Origin of the sequence: Mycobacterium sp. E3247 (genome assembly GCF_001667785.1) — a bacterium.
Taxonomy (GTDB): Bacteria; Actinomycetota; Actinomycetes; order Mycobacteriales; family Mycobacteriaceae; genus Mycobacterium.
Window position 1 is genome coordinate 23383 of the sequence record NZ_LZJG01000113.1, and the last position, 19392, is coordinate 42774.

General features: G+C 69.9%; 17 protein-coding genes. 7 read left to right on the forward strand and 10 right to left on the reverse strand.

Annotated features, from left to right (window positions below; genetic code table 11):
• Positions 1-2: 2 nt before the first annotated feature.
• Genes A9X04_RS05685 through A9X04_RS05715 form a run of 7 tightly spaced genes read right to left on the reverse strand, consistent with a single transcriptional unit; the run spans position 3 to position 6110 of the window.
• The gene (locus A9X04_RS05685) at positions 3-1172 is read right to left on the reverse strand and encodes a lipid-transfer protein (protein ID WP_067918549.1); all 1170 of its coding nucleotides are present in this window, start codon (positions 1170-1172) and stop codon (positions 3-5) included.
• On the reverse strand, positions 1169-1636 hold the full coding sequence (locus A9X04_RS05690) for a MaoC family dehydratase (protein WP_067918551.1): 468 nt from the start codon (positions 1634-1636) through the stop codon (positions 1169-1171). The genes A9X04_RS05685 and A9X04_RS05690 overlap by 4 nt, the downstream gene beginning before the upstream one ends.
• A complete protein-coding gene (locus A9X04_RS05695; protein WP_067918553.1) occupies positions 1633-2766 on the reverse strand; it encodes an acyl-CoA dehydrogenase family protein in 1134 nt (377 codons plus the stop codon). The genes A9X04_RS05690 and A9X04_RS05695 overlap by 4 nt, the downstream gene beginning before the upstream one ends.
• A gap of 9 nt (positions 2767-2775) precedes the next feature.
• A complete protein-coding gene (locus A9X04_RS05700) occupies positions 2776-3174 on the reverse strand; it encodes a Zn-ribbon domain-containing OB-fold protein (protein ID WP_067918555.1) in 399 nt (132 codons plus the stop codon).
• On the reverse strand, positions 3174-3719 hold the full coding sequence (locus A9X04_RS05705; protein WP_067918557.1) for a MaoC family dehydratase N-terminal domain-containing protein: 546 nt from the start codon (positions 3717-3719) through the stop codon (positions 3174-3176). Before A9X04_RS05705 ends, A9X04_RS05700 begins: the two co-directional genes overlap by 1 nt.
• A 14-nt stretch (positions 3720-3733) precedes the next feature.
• Positions 3734-4921 (reverse strand): acyl-CoA dehydrogenase family protein, encoded by a 1188-nt coding sequence (locus A9X04_RS05710; protein ID WP_067918559.1) that lies wholly within the window; start codon positions 4919-4921, stop codon positions 3734-3736.
• 4 nt (positions 4922-4925) lie between these two features.
• Complete coding sequence (locus tag A9X04_RS05715) at positions 4926-6110, reverse strand: cytochrome P450 (protein ID WP_067918580.1); 1185 nt, start codon at positions 6108-6110, stop codon at positions 4926-4928.
• Positions 6111-6310: 200 nt separating this feature from the next.
• Between A9X04_RS05715 and A9X04_RS05720 the strand changes: the two genes are divergently transcribed.
• From A9X04_RS05720 to A9X04_RS05740, 5 genes are all read left to right on the forward strand, one after another.
• Positions 6311-7780, forward strand: a complete 1470-nt coding sequence (locus A9X04_RS05720; RefSeq protein ID WP_067918582.1) for an aldehyde dehydrogenase family protein — start codon at positions 6311-6313, stop codon at positions 7778-7780.
• On the forward strand, positions 7777-10083 hold the full coding sequence (locus A9X04_RS05725; RefSeq protein WP_067918561.1) for a CaiB/BaiF CoA-transferase family protein: 2307 nt from the start codon (positions 7777-7779) through the stop codon (positions 10081-10083). Before A9X04_RS05720 ends, A9X04_RS05725 begins: the two co-directional genes overlap by 4 nt.
• A 46-nt stretch (positions 10084-10129) precedes the next feature.
• The gene (locus tag A9X04_RS05730; RefSeq protein WP_067918563.1) at positions 10130-11038 is read left to right on the forward strand and encodes an alpha/beta fold hydrolase; all 909 of its coding nucleotides are present in this window, start codon (positions 10130-10132) and stop codon (positions 11036-11038) included.
• A 28-nt stretch (positions 11039-11066) separates the two neighbouring features.
• Positions 11067-12485 carry an acyl-CoA synthetase gene (locus A9X04_RS05735; protein ID WP_067918565.1) on the forward strand — a complete coding sequence of 473 codons (1419 nt, stop codon included), beginning with the start codon at positions 11067-11069 and terminating at the stop codon, positions 12483-12485.
• Positions 12486-12606: 121 nt separating this feature from the next.
• Entirely contained in the window at positions 12607-13890 is a 1284-nt protein-coding gene (locus A9X04_RS05740) for an MFS transporter (protein ID WP_067918584.1), read from the forward strand.
• Position 13891: 1 nt separating this feature from the next.
• On the opposite strand, the gene dapD is transcribed toward A9X04_RS05740, so the two are convergent.
• Positions 13892-14845, reverse strand: coding sequence for a 2,3,4,5-tetrahydropyridine-2,6-dicarboxylate N-succinyltransferase (gene dapD / locus A9X04_RS05745; RefSeq protein WP_102420148.1), 954 nt, complete (start codon positions 14843-14845; stop codon positions 13892-13894).
• Between the two features lie 36 nt (positions 14846-14881).
• On the opposite strand from dapD, the gene dapE reads away from it, so the two are divergent.
• Positions 14882-15946, forward strand: a complete 1065-nt coding sequence (dapE, locus tag A9X04_RS05750; RefSeq protein WP_067918569.1) for a succinyl-diaminopimelate desuccinylase — start codon at positions 14882-14884, stop codon at positions 15944-15946.
• A gap of 398 nt (positions 15947-16344) precedes the next feature.
• On the opposite strand, the gene A9X04_RS32215 is transcribed toward dapE, so the two are convergent.
• Positions 16345-16758 (reverse strand): DUF4189 domain-containing protein, encoded by a 414-nt coding sequence (locus A9X04_RS32215; RefSeq protein WP_082972773.1) that lies wholly within the window; start codon positions 16756-16758, stop codon positions 16345-16347.
• Positions 16759-17013: 255 nt separating this feature from the next.
• Between A9X04_RS32215 and A9X04_RS30255 the strand changes: the two genes are divergently transcribed.
• Complete coding sequence (locus A9X04_RS30255; RefSeq protein WP_142393498.1) at positions 17014-17232, forward strand: hypothetical protein; 219 nt, start codon at positions 17014-17016, stop codon at positions 17230-17232.
• Positions 17233-17449: 217 nt separating this feature from the next.
• Here A9X04_RS30255 and A9X04_RS05755 read toward each other — a convergent pair.
• A partial coding sequence (locus A9X04_RS05755) for an AAA family ATPase (RefSeq protein ID WP_067918571.1) occupies positions 17450-19392 on the reverse strand: 1943 nt, incomplete at its 5' end.

Consider the following 19392-nt stretch of genomic DNA (forward strand, 5'->3'; position numbering starts at 1 on the left):
CCTCAGTTGGCGGGCGCCAGGATCAGCCCGCTGGTGGGCACGCCGGTTCCCGACGTGACGAGCACGTGCTCGACGTTGTCGACCTGGTTGTAGGACGTCCCGCGGACCTGGCGCACTCCCTCGGTGATGCCGTTCATGCCGTGGATGTAGGCCTCGCCGAGCAGCCCGCCGTTGGTGTTGATCGGGAACTCCCCACCCAGTGAGAGCCGCTCGACGGTGGCGAAGTCCTTCGCCTCGCCGCGTCCGCAGAACCCGAGCTCCTCGAGCTGGGCTAACACGAACGGCGTGAAATGGTCGTAGATGAAGGCGGTTTGGATGTCCTGCGGCTTGAGGCCCGAGTCGCGCCACAGCCTCTTGGCGACCACGCCCATCTCGGGCAGCCCGGTGATGTCGTCGCGGTAGTAGCTGGTCATCATCTCGCCGTCGGCGGCCGCGCCCTGGGCGGCCGCCGTGATGATCGCCGGCGGCTGCCGGAGGTCGCGCGCGCGTTCGGCGCTGGTGACCACGAGCGCGACCCCGCCGTCGCTCTCCTGGCAGCAATCCAGCAGCCGCAGTACCGGTTCGACGATCCACCGCGATTTCTGGTGATCTTCCAGCGTGATCGGACGCTGGTAGAACCAGGCATCGGGGTTGCGGGCCGCGTGCGCGCGGTCCACGACCGCGATGCGGCCGAAGTCTTCGTTGGTGACGCCATACGTCGACATGTAGCGCTGGGCGTGCATCGCGACCCACGCCGCGGGGGTGAGCAGTCCGAACGGCGCGTAGTGCGCCATGAACAGCGGGGTCCCCAGGTCGGTGCGCCCGCTGCCGCCGAACCGCATGCCGGAGCGTTCGTTGAAGGCACGCCAGCACACCACCACGTCGGCGACGCCCGTCACGACGGCCATGGCGGCGTGCACGACGGTGCCGGCGGCGGCCCCGCCGCCGTGGTGCACGCGGGAAAAGAAGCTCAGGTCGCCGATGCCCACGTTGCGGGCGATCTCGATCTCGTCGCTGGAATCCATCGTGAAGGTGACCATGCCGTCGACGTCTCCGGGTGTCAGGCCGGCGTCGTCGAGCGCGGCACTGACTGCCTCACAGGCCAATTGGAGCTCGCTGCGCCCCGACTCCTTGGAGAACTCGGTCTGGCCGATGCCGACGATGGCGCAGCTGCCGGGCAGCGAGGAGCTCACGCTTGACTCGTTTCGCACGCCCCGTCGAGCAGGCTGAGGACCGCCGTACCCGCGACGTGGTCGCCCAAGCTGTTGGAGCCCTTGAACGTCACCTCGACGAAGTTCTCATCCCCGCTGCCCTCGGTCTTTCCGGTGACGCTGCCGGTGAAGCGCAGCGGGTCGTCGGGAAAGCACGGCACGCCGAGGCGGATCGACAGGTTCTTGACCATCGCTTCGGGCCCGGCCCAGTCGGTGAGGAACCGCACGCAATAGCCGTTGGTGGTGAGGATGTTCATGAACAGGTTGGGCGAACCCTGCTTGTTCGCGTAGTCGCGGTCGTGGTGCACGGGCATGAAGTCGCGGGTGGCGATCGCCCCGGCGACGATCATCGTTGTGGTGATGGGGACTTCGAGCGGAGTCACCTCGTCGCCGACGGAGATGTCCGCCCAGCGCAGGGTGGTGGTGCGGCTCGCGGTGGTCGTCATGAGAGTCCTTCCGAATACGTGGCGCCCAACGTTGCGCCCAAGTGGGCCAGCTGCGCCGCGGCGGGGCCGAGCGTCAGCTCGTTGTGCTTGGCCCACAGGAAGTAGCGGTGCAGGGGATAGGTGATGTCGATCCCGATGCCGCCGTGGACGTGCTGGGCGGTGGCGGCGACGCGGGCGCCGGCCTCCGCGGCCCAGAACTTGGCGATGCGGGCGGCGCGGCGGGTCTCTTTCAAGGTCCGGCCGTGCACGATCAGCCACGCCGCGTGCCACGTGGTCCACCGGATCGCCTCGACATCGATGAACGCGTCGGCCATCCGCTGCTGCACGGCCTGGAAGCTGCCGATGGGCCGGCCGAATTGCTCCCGGCCCGTGGTGTATTCGGCCGCGATCCGCAGGGCCCGCTCCGCGACGCCCAGCTGGACCGCGCAGAGGGCGACCAGCGCGCGGGCGTACAGCGACTCGATCAGGTCCGCCCCGGCCAGCCGGTCGGCGTCGGACACCGTTGCGCCGTCGAGGTATACGTCGGCGTGCGGTTCGTGGTTGGTGGTCTCCACCGGCCGGATCTCGACGCCGCGGCCGTCGGCCGCCACCAGGAACAGCCCGACCTGCCCGTCCTCCATCGACGCCGGGATCAGCACCGTGTCGGCGAACTGGGCGGCCGGAACCAGCTCCTTGGCGCCGTCGAGCCGCCAGTCGCCGCCATCGCGCCGCGCGGTGGTGGCGGGTGCCGCCGCGTCGGAGCGGCCCGGCTCGGCCAGCCCCGCGGTCAGGATGCGGTGCCCGGCGACGACGCCCGGCAGGAAGCGTTGCCGCTGTTCGGAATTGCCGTGCCGAGCGATCGGGTCGGCGCCCAGCACCAGCGTCGCGTACGCGGGCACCGGAGCCACCGCCCAGCCCACCTCGGCCAGCAGCACCCCGAGCTCGACGAAGCCGCCGCCGTTACCGCCGACCGACTCCGGCAGCGCGGTGCCCAGCAGGTCGGCGGCCGCCAGCTCCCTCCACAGGCCGTCGTCGAAGCGGACGTCACCGGCTTCCAACTCGGCCAGGCGCCCGGGTGCCGCCCGGCGTTCGAAGAGGGCGCGGGCGAGCTTGGAGATGGCCTCCTGCTCTTCGGTGAACGTGAAGTCCATGGCCCCCGCCTAGTCCGCCGGCCGAAACTGGTGCAGCACCAGGTCGTTATCGAAACCCTGGTAGTACACCTCGACCGGCATCCCCGTTCTCACGTCCGCCGGGTCGATGCCGGTCAGGTTGGACACCAGCCTTACGCCCTCCTCGAGTTCCACCAGCGCGACGACGTAGGGATACTCGAAGAACGGAAACTTCGGTTCGTGCGGCATCACATAGCTGTAGACGGTGCCGCGGCCCGACGACTCGACGGTGTCCCAGTCCAGGGAACGGCAGTGCGGGCACATCGGGCGGGGTGGGTGGCGCAGCCGTCCGCATCCGCCGCAGCGCTGGATCAGAAGCGTGTTGTCCCGCAACCCGTTCCAGAAGAACTCGGTGTCCTTGGTGATGGCGGGCGCCAGTCGGGTGGTCATCAGCGCTCCGGTGAGAATCGCAGCACGCGGAATCGTTGCCGCCCCAGAACTTCGCCGTTCTGGTCGGTGTAGGTGGTCAGCCAGGTCAAAAAGAAGCCGGTGCCCAGCGCCGTCTTCTTCTCCTCGGAGACCGATTCGTACACGGTCGTCGCGCTGATGACGTCGCCGAGGCGCGGGTAGCGTTCGATCTCGAATTCGGAGTTGGTCGCCACCGTGCTGGTGTAGCCGGCCTCGTCGAGGAACGCCGTTGGGTTGCTTTCGATGACGACCGGCGCGCCACCGCGCTCGCCGATGCCCTCCAGGATCGGCGAGGGCATGGTCCAGGTCTGCAGCATCACCGGCGGCGACACGATGCCGCCGAACCGCGATTTCTCGGCGAACTCCGGGTCGAGGTAGACGGGGTTCATGTCGGCCATCGCGTACGCCCAGTGCCGGATCATGGGCTGGTTGACCGGGTCCGGGGCCAGTGAGGGCTTTCCGGTGCCGCCGGTCGGCCGGCCGACGAGGGCTTTCACCTTGGCGCTGACGGTTTCTGAGTCGGTCACTTACGGGTGTCCTCCTATTGTGCGGTGGCGCGAAGGTCTCGGGGAGCGCGTGGCATGCCCAATCCCGCCATGGCGATGATGTCACGCTGAATCTCGTTGGCGCCGCCGCCGAAGGTATTGATGACGGCCCATCGGTAGGCGGTTTCCAGCGCGCCGCGTAGCGGTGCATCGGTGCCCCGGCGTACCCCGTTGTGGTCGAGCACCTCCAGCAGCTGGCGGGCGACCTGCTGGGTCAGCTCGGTGCCGAACACCTTGACCGCGGAGGCTTCCCCCATGCTGAGCACGCCTTTGGTCATCGCGGCATTGACCCTCAGGTTGACCAGTTTGTAGGCGGCGACCTGGGCCTCAACCCGCGCCAGGGCGAGTTGCACCCACGGCTGGTCGATGACGCGCCCACCATCGAGCTCGGTGGCGGCGGCCCACTCCAGGGTCTTCTCGAACAGCGGCTCGAGCGCCCCGAGGTTGCCCAGGGCCGCCCGCTCGAAGTTCAACTGGGTGGTGATCAGCTGCCAGCCCTGGTTCTCGCCACCCACCAGCGCGCTGGCCGGGACCCGCACGTCGTCGTAGAACGTGTAGAAGGTGGAGATGCCCGGCATGGTGTGCAGCGGCTGCCAGGAGAACCCGGGCGACGAGGTGGGCACGATCAGGATGGAAATGCCCTTGTGTTTCTTGGCATTCGGATCGGTGCGGGCGGCCAGCCAGATGTAGTCGGCATACGCCGCGCCGCTGGTGAACATCTTCTGCCCGTTGATGACGTACTCGTCGCCGTCCCGGACCGCGGTGGTGCGCAACGATGCCAGGTCGCTTCCGGCTCCCGGCTCGGAGTAGCCGATCGCGAACTCGACACTGCCGTCCAGGATCGCGGGCAGGAACCGCTGCTTCTGTTCCTCGGTGCCGCACTGCATGAGCGTCGGCCCCACCGTGTTGAGCGTCACCAGCGGGATCGGGGCGTTCACCCGCTGTGCCTCCTCGGAGAAGATGAACTGCTCGATCGCCGAGAACCCGCGTCCGCCATACTCTTTGGGCCACCCGACGCCGAGCAGGTCGGCCGCGGCCAGGGCGCGGATACATTCCCGCACTTCGGGGCCGCCCTCCATGCGTGCGCTGAGGGCAAGGCTGCGTTCGGGCGTCATGACGCGTTCCAGCGCGGCGCGGATCTCGGCGCGCAGCCGCTGCTGCTCGGGGGAGTACTCCAGATCCATCGGCTCAGGCCCCCAGCCGCACCGGCATGCGCTTGACCCCGGGCACCATGGTGGCGCGCATCCGGTCCACCGGGCCCACCAGCTCGAGCTTCGGGAAGCGGCGCAGCAGCTCGTCGAACATCACGCACGCCTCCAGCCTGGCCAATTGCGCACCGACACAGGAATGTTCGCCACACCCGAACGCGATGTGCGGATTCGGATGCCGGGTCACCTTGAACTCCTCGGAGTCGGCGCCGAAGATGTCCTCGTCCCGGTTGGCGGACCCGTAGAGCATCACCACCACGTCGCCCTCGGCGATCCGCTGGCCGCGGATCTCGACGTCGGCGGTCGCGGTGCGCGCCATGTGCACGACGGGGCTGGTCCACCGCAGCATCTCCTCGACGGCGCCGGGGATCAGCGCCGGATCGTCGACCAGCAGGCGGCATTGGTCGGGGTGGGCGATCAGCGCCAGCGTGCCCAGCGCGATCAGGTTGCGGGTGGTCTCGTTGCCGGCCACCAGCAGCAGGTAGGCGAAATTGAGCAGGTCCTCGTCGGTCAGCCGGACACCGTCGATCTCCGCGCCGGCCAGCACCGACAGCAGGTCGTCGCGCGCGTCCACGCGCCGGGCGGCGATCAACTTCTGGAAGTACTCGTACAACTGACCCATGGCGACCAACGGGTCCAACTCGATCTCCGGGTCGGCCGTCCCGGTGGCCGCGTCCGACCACGCCCGGAACTGCTCCCAGTCATCGGGCGGGGCGCCGATCAGCTCGGCGATCATCCGGGTGGGCAGCGGGGCGGCGATTTCATCGGCGAACTCGTGGACGGAATCCGGTTGGACGCCATCGAGGATGCCCCGCACGATCTCGCGGATCTTGGGCTCCAGCACGGCCACCCGCCGCCGGGTGAACCCGGAGTTGATCAGCTTGCGCAACTGTCGGTGCCGCGGCGGGTCGGTGAAGATGAGGTTGCCCTCCTGCACCGCGTTGCCCATCTGCGGATCCGGGATGGTGATGCCACGGGTCGAGGTGAACGTGGCCGGGTTGGTCGACACGAAGCGGATGTCCTCGTACTTGAGCAGGGCCCAGAAGTTGGTGACGTCGTTCCAGCAGACCGGCGCCGTCGCTCGCAGCTCGCGGTACGCCGGGTACGGATCGCCGGCGTAGAAGTCGGGGGAGTGCAATAGAGCAGCGGGAAAAGTGGTCCGCACGGCGGCCTCCCTGATCAGGCGATCCGACACATTGACGCGATGTGTCTTGCGGCCTTGTGTCTACCCCGTGCCGCCCACCCGTGTCAATACCGCTGTGAAACGGCAAAATACCGCGCAATTCGCGTGATTGGTGATTGACGGTACGGGGGCATGGGTGTACACCAAGTGGTTAGATGACCGACGTTCGGGTGAGGAAGCGCATGACCGAGCTGCACACTCCGGGAGCTCTTGTCGACACCTATCAGCTCTACATCGACGGCAGATGGGTTGAGCCGGAGGACGGTCGCTACGACGACGTCAACCCGGCCACCGAAGAGTCCATCGGCACCGCGCCCGATGCGAGCGTCACCCAGGTCGGCGCGGCGATCGGCGCCGCGCGCCGGGCCTTCGATGCCGGGCCCTGGGGGCGCATGGGCCCCGACGAGCGGGCCGGCTGCCTCAACCAGCTGGGCGAGGCCCTGCTCAGGCACGCCGACGAGATCTTCGCGCTGTCCCAGCTCGAATGGGGCTGCGTGACCAACGAGCGGATGATGCAGATCGACGGCGCCGGCTACATGTCCATGCACGCCGCCCAGCTCGCCACGCAGCTGGTCGACGAGCCGGTCACCGGGATCGGCGCGGGAACGACGTTGCTGCGCCGCGAGCCGCTCGGTGTCGTATCGATCCTGACGCCCTGGAACTTCCCGCACTGCCTCAACGTCATGAAGGTGAACAACGCGCTGGCCGCCGGCAACACCGTCGTGCTCAAGCCCTCACCGCTGACGCCGCTGGCCGGGCTCGCGCTCGCGCGCATCATCGACGAGGAGACCGACATCCCGCCGGGTGTCGTCAACGTCGTCACGCCGTCGGGCCTCGAGGCCGCCAAGCTGCTCACGACTGATCCGCGCATCGACATGATCAGCTTCACCGGCAGCTCCGCCGTGGGCTGCGAGGTCATGCGGGCCGCGGGCGATGCCATGAAGCGGCTGTTGCTGGAGTGCGGCGGCAAGTCGGCGAGCATCGTCCTCGACGACACGCAGCTGACCGACGAGATGCTGCGGCAGATGCTGTTCGATTGCTGCTCGCTGCACGCCGGGCAGGCCTGCATCCTGCACAGCCGGCTGCTGCTGCCCGATTCGTTGCACGACGACGTCGTCGACCGGCTCGTCGCACTGGCCCGCGACGTCAAGGTCGGCGACCCCACCGACCCGACGGTGCAGATGGGCCCGCTCATCAGCGCGGCGCAACGCGAGCGGGTGCAGGCGCACGTCGACGGCGCGGTCCGCGACGGGGCGAAGCTGGCCACCGGTGGCGGTCGCCCCGCCGGGCTGGACGTCGGTTACTACGTCGAACCGACGATTCTCACCGGCGTGCAACCGGATTCGACGATCGCGCAGGAGGAAGTGTTCGGGCCGGTGCTCTCGGTGTTGCGCTACCGCGACGACGACGACGCCGTCGCGATCGCCAACAACTCGTGCTACGGGCTCTCCGGCGCCGTCTGGGGCACCGACGTGGACCGGGCCCTCGCGATCGCCCGGCGCATGCGCACGGGCCAGGTCGCCGTCAACGGGATCGGTCCGGGCGATGCGCCGTTCGGCGGGTTCAAGCTGAGTGGGTTCGGGCGGGAGAGCGGCGGAGTCAGCGGGCTGCACCAGTACATGGAGGTGAAGGCCATCGGGATCCCGGCATGACGGGACCCCTTGCCGGGCTCCACGTCGTCGAACTCGCCAGCGAGATCTCAGGCCCTTACGCCGCAAAGCTTTTGGCAGACCTCGGCGCCGAGGTCACCAAGGTCGAACCGCCCGCCGGGGATCCGCTGCGCCGGTGGGGCCCGCTTCCCGGCGCGGTCGCCGACCCCGAGCGTTCCGGCCTGTTCCACTACCTCAACGCCGGGAAGCGCGGCGCCACACTGGATTTGGAACGGCCGCGCGACCTGGCGGCCGCCCGCGAGCTGGTCGCGGGGGCGCACGTGCTCATCGAGGACTTCGCGGCCGGAACGCTGGAACGCTGGGGGATGGGCCCGGGCGACTTGGGCCGGCTGAACCCGAACCTGGTGCTGCTGCGCATCTCCGGGTTCGGTCAATGCGGGCCCTGGCGGCATCGGCCGGCCACGCCCCTGACCGTGCAGGCGGCGTCGGGCTGGGTCAGCGTCCGGGACCTGGGCCGGCCGCCCGTACAGGTCGGCGCGCGCATCTGCGAGTACGTCGCGGGCGGCTACGGCGCGCTGGGCGCGCTGACCGCGCTGCGACTGCCACCGGCCGGCCTAGTCCGGCAGGTCGACGTCTCCCAGGCGGAGGCGCTGCTGTCGACGCTGCCCTACCCGATGCTGATGGCACAGCGCATGAAAGGCCTTGGCCTGCCGGCGGACCTGCGCTCGGCCCCCATGCTGGGCGTCGTCCGCGCCGCCGACGGCTGGGTGGGCATCAACTGCCTGACGGGCCAGCACTGGCTGGACGTGTGCGCGATGCTCGGGCTGCCCGAGTACGGCGAGCAGCAGATCGCGATCATGCTGGGCGGCCCGGAGCGCGACGAGTTCTTCGGCAAGGCCGAGCCGCTGCTCGCCCAGCAGACTGTCGCCGACATCGTGGAACTCGCCCAGGCGCTGCGCATCCCCGCAGCACCGGTCAACGACGGGGCCACCGTGTTGGAATGTCCGCAGTACACCGAGCGCGGGTTTTTTGAGCAATCCGTCGGGCCGGGATGGTCGTTCCAGCGGCCCGGCCCGGCGTTTCGCCTCTCGAAAACGCCTGTGGCGCAACCGGGCACACCGCCCCGGCTGGGCACGCGCCCCGGGCCGTGGGCAGCCGATGCCCGGCCGCTGTCCACAACCGAAGGGCCGCTGCCGTTCTCCGGCTTGCACGTCCTCGACCTGACCACGTTCTGGGCCGGGGCCTACCTGACCTGCTACCTGGGCGCGTTCGGCGCCGACATCGTCAAGGTCGAGTCGATCCAGCGGCCGGACGGGCACCGCTACTCCGGCGCCTTCGCCTACGAGGGCGACGACTGGTACGAACGCAGCCCCATCTGGCAGGGCACCAACCTCAACAAGCGGGACCTCACCCTCGACCTGACGTCGCCGCGGGGCCTCGACATCGCCCGGCGGCTGGCCGCGGAGGCCGACGTGGTGGTGGAGAACTTCTCACCGCGGGTGGTCGAGCAGTTCGGCCTGGACTACGACGCGCTGGTGTCCCTGAACCCCGACGTGATCGCCGTGCGGATGCCCGGATACGGCCTGCAGGGACCGTGGCGCGACTACGTCGGCTGGGCGCTGAACTTCGAGCAGACCTCGGGAATGTCGGCGGTCACCGGCTACCCCGACGGTCCGCCGTGCAACCCGCAGGGCCCCGCCGATCCGATCGTCGGCGTGCACGCGGCGGCGGGGCTGCTGGCGGCCCTCGAGCATCGACTCCGCACGGGGGAGGGCCAGCTGATCGAGGTCGCGCAGATCGAGGTCGCCGCCTGCCTGGCCGCCGAACCGGTGATCGAGTACTCGATGACCGGCGCCGTGCGCCCGCGGGAGGGCAACCGGCGGCGCGGCCACCTGCAAGGCGTGTACCCGACCGCCGACGACGGCGTCTGGGTCGCGCTGTCACTGCCCGACGACGGTCGGCTCGACCACGACGCGTTCGACGAGCTGGTCTCCGCGTGGACCCGCACTCAGGCCGCTGAGGCGGTCGTGAAAACCCTTCAAACACAGGGTATCCCGGCCGAACAAGTGATCACCGGTGACCGGATGTACGACCGCGGCCTGATCGGCGGCCAGCTCGACGCGCGCGGCTACTACGAGGAGTTCACGCATCCGATCACCGGGGCGCACCGCTATCCCGGCTGGCCGTTTCGCATCACACCGGGGCCGGTCCGCCACCACCGCGCCGCCCCGCCGACGCTGGGCCAGCACAACGACGAAGTCCTGCACGGTCTGGGCCTGTCGGCGGGCGAGGTCGCGAGCCTGCGAAGCGAGCGGGTCATCGGGGAGCGGCCGCTGGGCGCCTGACCCGTGAGCCTTTGGTAAACGGCCCGTCACATGCAAGGCTGCTGACATGGCCATCGAGATCGCCCGCCCCAAGCTCGAAGGAAACGTCGCCGTCGGCGCGGACCGCCAGATCGGCTTCGCCGAATTCGGTGACCCGCAGGGGCGTGCGATGTTCTGGCTACACGGCACCCCCGGCGCCCGCCGCCAGATCCCGATCGAGGCCCGGGTCTACGCCGAGCAGCACAATATCCGCCTGATCGGCCTGGACCGGCCCGGCATCGGCTCGTCGACTCCGCACCGGTACGAGAACATCCGGGCATTCGGCGAAGACCTGCGGACGATCGCGGACACGCTGGGCATCGACAAGATGGCCGTCATCGGCCTGTCCGGCGGCGGCCCGTACGCGCTCGCGTCCGCCGCGGTGCTGCCCGACCGGGTGGTCGCTCTCGGCGTCCTCGGCGGCGTCGCGCCGTTCCTCGGCGAAGAGGGGATCACCAGCGGGCTGATGAACCTGGGCAAGCGGGTGGCGCCGCTGCTGCGGCTGGGCGGCGACCCGCTGCGGATCGGCGCGAGCCTGGTGGTCCGGATGGTCCGTCCGGTCGCGAATCCCGCGCTGTATCTGTACGCCGCGATATCGCCCGAGGGCGACCGGCGCCTGCTGACGCGGCCCGAGTTCGGCGCCATGTTCCTCGACGACCTGCTCAACGGCAGCCGCAAGCAACTGGCGGCCCCGTTCAACGACATCATCCTGTTCACCCAGGACTGGGGATTTCGGCTCGACGAGGTCAAGGTCCCCGTCCGGTGGTGGCACGGCGACAGCGACCACATCGTCCCGTTCGCCCACGGTGAGCACGTCGTGTCGTTGCTGCCCGACGCCGAGTTGTTCGTGTTGCACGGCGAGAGCCACCTCGGCGGGCTGGGCCGCGGCGAGGAGATCCTGTCCACGCTGACGAAGATCTGGGACGAGCAGGACTGACGTTCCCGGCGCCGGGTAGCCTGCTGACGTGCTGCTGGCGTCCCTGAATCCCGCGGCGGTCACCGCCACCGACATCGCCGACGCGGTACGCATCGACGGCGTCGTGCTCAGTCGCAGCGACCTCGTGGGCGCCGTCACGTCGGTCGCCGAGCGGGTGGGCGGCGCGGACCGGGTCGCGATCTTGGCCACGCCCACCGCGGCGACGGTGCTCGCGGTGACCGGGTGCCTGATCGCCGGCGTCCCGTTCGTTCCGGTGCCCGCCGACGTCGGAGTCGGCGAACGCCGGCACATGCTGACCGATTCGGCGGCGCAGGCCTGGCTCGGTCCCGTGCCGGACGAGTCGGAGGGCCTGCCGCACATCCCGGTGCGTTTACACGCCCGGTCCTGGCACCGCTACCCCGAGCCGTCGCCCGACGCCACCGCGATGATCATCTACACCTCCGGCACCACCGGCCTGCCCAAGGGTGTGGTGCTGAGCCGCCGCGCGATCGCGGCCGACCTCGACGCCCTGGCGGAGGCCTGGCAATGGACGGCTGACGACGTGCTGGTGCACGGGCTGCCGCTGTTTCACGTGCACGGGCTGGTGCTGGGATTGCTCGGGTCGCTGCGGGTGGGAAATCGCTTCGTGCACACCGGCAAACCGACGCCCGCGGGCTACGCCCAGGCGGCCGAGGCCGGCGGCACGCTGTTCTTCGGCGTCCCCACGGTGTGGTCGCGGGTGGCGGCCGACGAGGCGGCCGCGACGGCGCTGCGCCCGGCGCGGCTGCTGGTCTCGGGCAGCGCGCCGCTGCCGGTGCCGGTGTTCCGGCGGCTGGTCGAGCTCACCGGCCACGAGCCGGTCGAACGGTACGGCGCCTCCGAATCGCTGATCACCCTGTCGACCCGCGCGGACGGCGAGCGACGCCCCGGATGGGTGGGCCTCCCGCTGACCGGCGTGCAGACCAGGCTGCTCGACGACACCGGCGCGGAGGTGCCCCACGACGGGGAAACCGTTGGCAAGCTTGAGGTTCGGGGCCCGATGATGTTCGACGGTTACCTCAACCGACCCGACGCCACCGCCGAGTCGTTCGATGCCGGCGGCTGGTATCGCACCGGCGACGTCGCGGTCATCGACGGCGGGGGCATGCATCGCATCGTGGGCCGCGAGTCGGTCGACCTGATCAAGTCCGGTGGCTACCGGATCGGCGCCGGCGAGATCGAAACGGCGTTGCTCGGACACCCCGGCGTGCGGGAGGCGGCCGTCGTGGGGATGCCGGACGCGGACCTGGGCCAGCGCATCGTCGCGTTCGTCGTCGGTGCGGCCGACCTGAATCCCGACGACCTGATCGACTTCGTCGCCAACGAGCTGTCGGTGCACAAGCGGCCGCGCGAGGTCCGCCTCGTCGAGGCGCTGCCCCGCAACGCGATGGGCAAGGTGCTCAAGAAGCAGCTGTTGACCGAGGGCTGAGCGCTTAGGCGACACGCAGCGTTTTGCCAGCTTTTCCGTCGAGCGTGACGGCGAACCTTCACCTACCGTCGTAGTCGTGACGGAACTGCCGACGGTTGTGGCCGGACCCGGCCGCACGCCCATGCGGCGGGTCGCGGCCGCCTGCCTGGTCGGCTCGGCGATCGAGTACTACGACTTCCTCATCTACGGCACCGCGGCGGCGCTGGTGTTCCCGACGGTGTTCTTTCCGCGACTCGGTTCGACGCTGGGCATCGTCGCTTCGATGGCGACGTTCGCGACGGCGTTCCTGTCCCGGCCGCTGGGTGCCGCCGTGTTCGGATACTTCGGCGACCGGCTGGGCCGCAAGAAGACGCTGATCGCCACGCTGCTGATCATGGCGGTCTCGACCGTCAGCGTCGGGCTGGTGCCCAGCACGGCCGCCATCGGTGGGGCCGCCCCCTTGATCCTGATCGTGTTGCGGCTGCTGCAGGGGTTCGCCGTCGGCGGCGAATGGGCGGGGTCGGCGCTGCTGAGCGCCGAATACGCGCCCGCCGGCAAGCGGGGCCGCTACGGCATGTTCACCCTGCTCGGCGCCGGCACCGCCTCCGTGCTCGCCAGCGTGACCTTCTTGGGCGTCAACTTCAGCATCGGGGAAAACAGCGCCGCGTTCATGCAGTGGGGATGGCGGCTGCCGTTCCTGTTCAGCGCGGCGCTGATCGGGATCGCGCTGTACGTGCGGGTCAACATCGACGAGACCCCGGTGTTCGCCGAGGAAAAGGCGCGCGACCTGGTCCCCAAGGCGCCGCTTGGGGAGGTGTGGCGCCTGCAGCGCCGCGAGATCGTGCTGGCCGGCGGCAGCCTGCTGGGCGGATTCGGTTTCGGCTACCTGGGTCACACCTATCTGCTCATCTACGCCAATTCGCACCTCGGGTACACGCGGGGCTTCATCTGGTCGGTGGGCGCGCTGACCGGGCTGGTCAGCATCGCGACGGTCGCGGCCTCGGCCACGCTGTCCGACCTGGTCGGACGCCGCCGCCTGATGCTGCTGGGCTGGTCGCTCCTGTTGCTCTGGGCGTTCGTGGTGATGCCGCTGCTGAACACCCGCAACCCGGCGCTGTACGTGGTTGCCGTCGTCGGCATGGCGGTCGGTGGGGCGATCGGCTCCGGACCCACCGCCGCCTTCATTCCGGAGCTGTTCGCCACCCGTTACCGCTACAGCGGATCGGCGCTGGCCCTCAACCTCGCCGGAGTCGTCGGCGGGGCTCTGCCGCCGCTGCTCGCCGGGACGCTCCTGGCGACGTATGGCAGCTGGGCGATTGGCGCGATGCTGGCCGCGCTGACGTCGGTCGGGCTGGTCTGCACCTACCTGCTGCCGGAAACCAACGGCACGACGCTCGGGTCGCGCTTCGAAGAGGTGCCCCGGTAGCTCAGTTGGCGTGCAGGTCCTCGTTGAGGGCGATGCCCTGACCGCCGCGGGCCACGACCTCGACGGCTCCGGTGACCGAATTGCGGCGGAACAGCAGGTTGTTGCCGCCGGACAGCTCGGACGCCTTGAGCACCTGACCGTCGGGCGTGGCGACCTTGGTGCCCGCGGTCACGTACAGGCCGGCTTCGACGACGCAGTCGTCGCCCAGGGAGATGCCCAGCCCCGCGTTGGCGCCGAGCAGGCACCGCTTGCCGATCGATATGACCTCGGTGCCCCCGCCGGACAGCGTGCCCATGATGGACGCGCCGCCGCCGATGTCCGACCCGTCGCCCACCACCACGCCGGCGGAGATGCGGCCCTCGACCATCGACGCGCCCAGCGTGCCGGCGTTGTAGTTGACGAAGCCCTCGTGCATCACCGTCGTCCCCGGCGCCAGGTGCGCGCCCAGCCGCACCCGGTCGGCGTCGGCGATGCGCACGCCGGTGGGCACGACGTAGTCGACCATGCGCGGGAACTTGTCGATGCCGTAGACGGTCACCGGGCCGTGCCGGCGCAGCCGCGCCCGCACCGCCTCGAACCCGTCGATCGCGCACGGCCCGCGGTTGGTCCACACGACATTGGTCAATACTCCGAACAGGCCGCCGGCGTTCAGCCCATGCGGCGCCACCAAACGATGCGACAGCAGATGCAGCCGCAGGTAGGCGTCGTAGGCGTCGGCGGCCACGTCGTCGAGCGAGCCGATGACCGTGCGCACGGCGACGCTCTCGGTGCCGCGGTCGTCGTCCCGGCCGACGAGCGCGGCCAGCTCCGGGGGCGCATCCGACGGGGCCAGGCGTGACGTGCCGCCGGTGCCCGATTCGGTCAGTTCCGGTGCGGGAAACCACGTGTCGAGGATCGATCCGTCGGCGGCCAGCGTCGCCAGCCCGATGCCTACAGCTCCAGTCACGGCGGTCAGGTTACTTGCCGCTCGGCAGCGGATAACCTGGGACCCGTGCTGGACTTGCGCGGGGATCCGATCGAGCTGGCCGCGGCGTTGGTCGACATCCCCAGCGAATCGCGCGACGAGGCGCGCCTGGCCGACGAGGTGGAGGCCGCGCTGCGCGCCCAGACGTCCGGCTTCGAGATCGTGCGCAACGGCAACGCCGTCCTGGCGCGCACCCGCCGCCAGCGGCCGTCACGGGTGCTGCTGGCCGGACACCTGGACACCGTCCCGGCCGCCGGCAACCTGCCCAGCCGCCGCGAGGGCGGCGACCTGTACGGATGCGGGGCCGCGGACATGAAATCGGGCGACGCGGTCTTCCTGCATCTGGCCGCCACCGTGGCCGAACCCGTGCACGACCTGACGCTGGTGTTCTACGACTGCGAGGAAATCGACGCCGCGGCAAACGGTTTGGGCCGCATCGAGCGCGAGCTGCCGGACTGGCTGTCCGCCGACGTGGCCATCCTGGGCGAACCCACCGGCGGCTACATCGAGGCCGGCTGCCAGGGCACGCTGCGCGTCGTGATCTCGGCCGCCGGCACCCGCGCCCACTCGGCGCGAGCATGGCTGGGCGACAACGCGATTCACAAGCTGGGCGCCGTCCTGGACCGGCTGGCCGCCTACTCCGCGCGCAGCGTGGACATCGACGGGTGCGTATATCGCGAGGGCCTGTCCGCGGTGCGCATCGACGGCGGCGTCGCGGGCAACGTGATCCCCGACGCGGCGGGGGTCACCATCAACTTCCGCTTCGCCCCGGACCGCTCGGTGACGGCCGCGCTGCAGCACGTGCACGAGGTGTTCGAAGGGCTCGACGTGCGCATCGAGCAGACCGACGCCGCCGCGGGCGCCATGCCCGGGCTGTCCCAGCCCGCGGCCAAGGCCCTGGTCGAGGCCGCCGGGGGGCAGGTGCGGGCGAAGTACGGGTGGACCGATGTCGCGCGGTTCGCGGCGCTGGGCATCCCGGCGGTCAACTTCGGGCCGGGCGACCCGAACCTGGCACACAAGCGCGACGAGAGCGTCCCGGTCGCCAACATCACCGCCGCGGTGGCCATGCTGCGCGGCTACCTCGCCGGTTAGTCCGATGCAGCAAAGGTGATTCGTGGCCGAGCGATGGATCACCGTCAGCTCAGCGCCCGTCTGGGCTGGTCGATCGACTTCTGGCATGACGGCAAGTACTGGTTGCGCGTCGGCGCGACTAGCCCAAATCTGTTACGCGCCTTGTGGCTAATTTGCCGAGACCGGCGTAGGAGTACGCGTCAGGGCGTAGTGACCGCTCATTTCGGAAGCGGACGCGGGCGATGGGGCGGCGACGGCCGCGGCGCCGAGGGCGACGGCTAGGCGAGAATTCGCGTGGCGTTCGTTTCTGATCCTCCGATACGGTGTTTGGAAAATCATGACGACCCGCCTGCTCCTAAGCGATAGTCAATGTTGGAAACTGTCGCGCGGGTGTACGGAGCCGGCTAACTAGATTCCGTTTACGTATTGCAGGCTGATTCCCATTTCAGTCCGCCCGCCCTCATCGCGTCCTGGTTCGCGGCGTCTGCTGTCGGTCCCACTCCGGTGGTGCCGTCACTCGCGAGCGCGATGCAGAGGGGGGCGCCGGGTCCGCCGGTCGTAATCACTATGTGACAACCGGGGCCTTTTGAATTGCACCCATTTATCGCCACCGCGTTCGCCGCGTCCTGCGTCGGGTAGTTCCGCGCCCACCAGGCCCACCCAAGGTCGCCCGTGGCAGCTATGGCTGCGTAACAGTTGGGTTCGGTGCATTGGTCGGCGATCGCCGATGGTGCAGCCAGGACTGACTGAGCAAACGCCGTCGTGGCGATAAGACCTGTGGTGGCGACGAATTTGATGTTCATAACCCCTCCTCTCATTCGAGCCGACCACATTCACGTGTGCGGCGGATAGGGACCAAAGTCCTTTGCCGTGGCGGCAACGCAACAAAACAGCCGATAACTGAGGGCTTAAATAGAAAGATTCCAGAATCGCCGGATGGTTCACACCGGTTTTGCTGGGCAAAGTGGTGCCGATCCAATTGCATTTGGCAGACAAAATGGGGACGAGGGCGGCGTGCGGTGGCCGTAGATTGCGCTGTCAAGCTTATTGTCGGGTTGTTGGCCGGGCCAGCAATGTACACTGAGCGCATGAGTTTCAAGAAGACCATCGTGACCAGCACTCTCGTAGTCGCGGCTGGACTGGCATTGGCACCTGCTGCTACTGCCGATCCTGCACCGCAGCCAAATCCCGGCGTTCAAATTTCGCAGTCGGGTCCATCAGCGCCGGCCCCGGCGAAGCAGCACCCCATGCTGGGCACGAAAGAGTCCGCCAATACGGGAAGTGATCACAACCCAGCCCTTCCTTGAGCGTCCTCGACGCCCGAAAACGGCCGACTGGTCACCGAGGCTGGCCGATAGAGCAATGCCCCTCGGTGTGATCGCTGAGGTAGACGCCCCCGGCGCGAGCCGGGGGCGTCTACTTTTTTGGTGCTGATCCAGACCATCGCAATGCCCAAGGTCCACGGTGGGATCGACTCCGCCCGTCGCACAACCGGACCCCGCCGCTGATGTGACTCTCAGTGGGTCAGGGTCTTTCGCCGCCGCCGCATCGCCGCGCCTGCGCGGCGGCGTCGGCCGCCGCCGCGCGCATCCCCACCGCCGCCAGGTCGTCGGCCGCCACCAGCAGCGCCGCGGCGTCGCCGGCTGCCAGTGCCTGCGCATGTGCGAGCGCGAGTTTACCGGCGGTGCAGTCGATTTCGTCGCAAAGGCGGGCCAGCGGATCGGCCGCGCGGGTGTCGCCGAGCCGCACCGCCTCGTGCCAGACCCGCACCGCCACGGCCCGCTGGCCGCCGCGTTCGGCCATCCGGGCGGCATCCCGAGCGGCGGTGACCGCACCGTGCGAGTCGCGCATCGAGGCCAGCCGCCACGCCCGGGCGACGCCGAGCTCCGGCGCGAACAGCGCCGACTTGGTCCCGTGCCGGGATTCGGCCCGGCCCAATGTCTTTCCCGCGGCGGCGATGTCGCCCTGCTGCGCCAGCGCGGTGGCCAGCAGCGTCAACGACAGCGGGCCCCACGAATACCCGGTGCGTTCCAACGTGGCGGCGGCCGGGCCGAGTAGCGATGCGGCTCCGGCGAATTCGCCGTCGGCGAGCAGCACGTGCGCCAGCAGCACCTCGCCGATCGCACGGCCAGGCTGCTGCAGCTCGGCGAAATCGGTGAACTGCTGGGCGAGTTCGCGGGCCGCGTCGAGCCGGCCCGCCATCAACAGCGAAGTGGTCTGCCCCAACCCGATCGTGAAGCGCAGCAGCCCCGGGTGTTCGGCGGCCAGGGCGCGCTGGGCCAGCGGCTCGACGTCGCCGAAACGCCCCTGCCGGGCCGCGCACAGCGCCGCCGTGCTGGCCGCCCAGGCCACCGCCTGGTCGCCGGCGTGCGGGGCGGCCAGCACCGCGTCGGCGACCTTCACGGCGTGCCCGACGTTGCCGGCGTTCATCGCGAACGTGGCGCTCAGCGCGTCGAGGGTGGTGCGCGCGCCCGCATCCGAGACGTGACCGCGGATGGTGCGCAGGAACGCGGTGGCCCGCTCGGGTTCGCTGAGCATCCAGAATTGGTTGGCCGCGCGCAGCAGCGCCCAGTCCATCAGTGCGGTTTCGGTCAACGCGCTGGGGTCCAGGCCGGCCAGCACCGCGTCGGCCTCGCGGCCGCGGCCCTGCCATCCCAGGGCGTGCGCCAGCGCCAGCCGCGCCGCCAGCCCGCCGGACCGCTCCAGGGCCGAGGAGGCCAGCCGTTCGCCCAGGGCGAGATCGCCCAATCTCAGCGCCTGCTGCGCGGCGGCGACCAGCTCGGCCACCGGCTGGGGGGCGTCGCTGTCGAGGGCCACCGACGCCAGCCGCAGCCGGTCGCTGAGGTGTTCCGGCGGATGCTGCGACAGCTGCCGCACCACGTCGGTGCGGCGACGCCGCGCGCCGTCGCCGCCCAGCACTGCGCGCACCCGCTCGGCGAACAGCGGGTGGGCCGTGTACACCACCGGGTCGTCCGAGGCGTCGCCGCGCACCCGAGTCTCCACCGCCCCGCAATCGACCGCCTCGCCGACCGCCTCGGCGCCGGCGAGGACGGTCAGATCCGCCAGCGACAGCGGCTCCGCCACGGCCAGATAGTCCAGCACCGCCCGGGCCTCGGCGGGCATCTCGCCGAGAAACGCGTCGACCTCTGCCGGCGTGGTCGCCCCGCCGGGCGCTTCGATGTCGATTCGGGTGAGCAGGCCGTCGGTCCACAGCGCTGCGACGGCCTCCGGAGCCGAGTCGGCGCGGCCGGTGACGACCATCCTGGCCACGCCGGCCAGCGCCAACTGGTACACCAGCGTGGCGGACAGGATGTCCAGCTCGTGGGCGTCGTCGACCACCAGCAGCAGGTCGTCACCGTCCAGCGACGCCCGGGCGGCGCGCAACAGCGCGGCCGGCTTGCCGATGTCGGCGATCTCGACCAGGTGGCTGAAGGCGCCGAACGAAACGGCGCGCTCGGTCGGGGTGC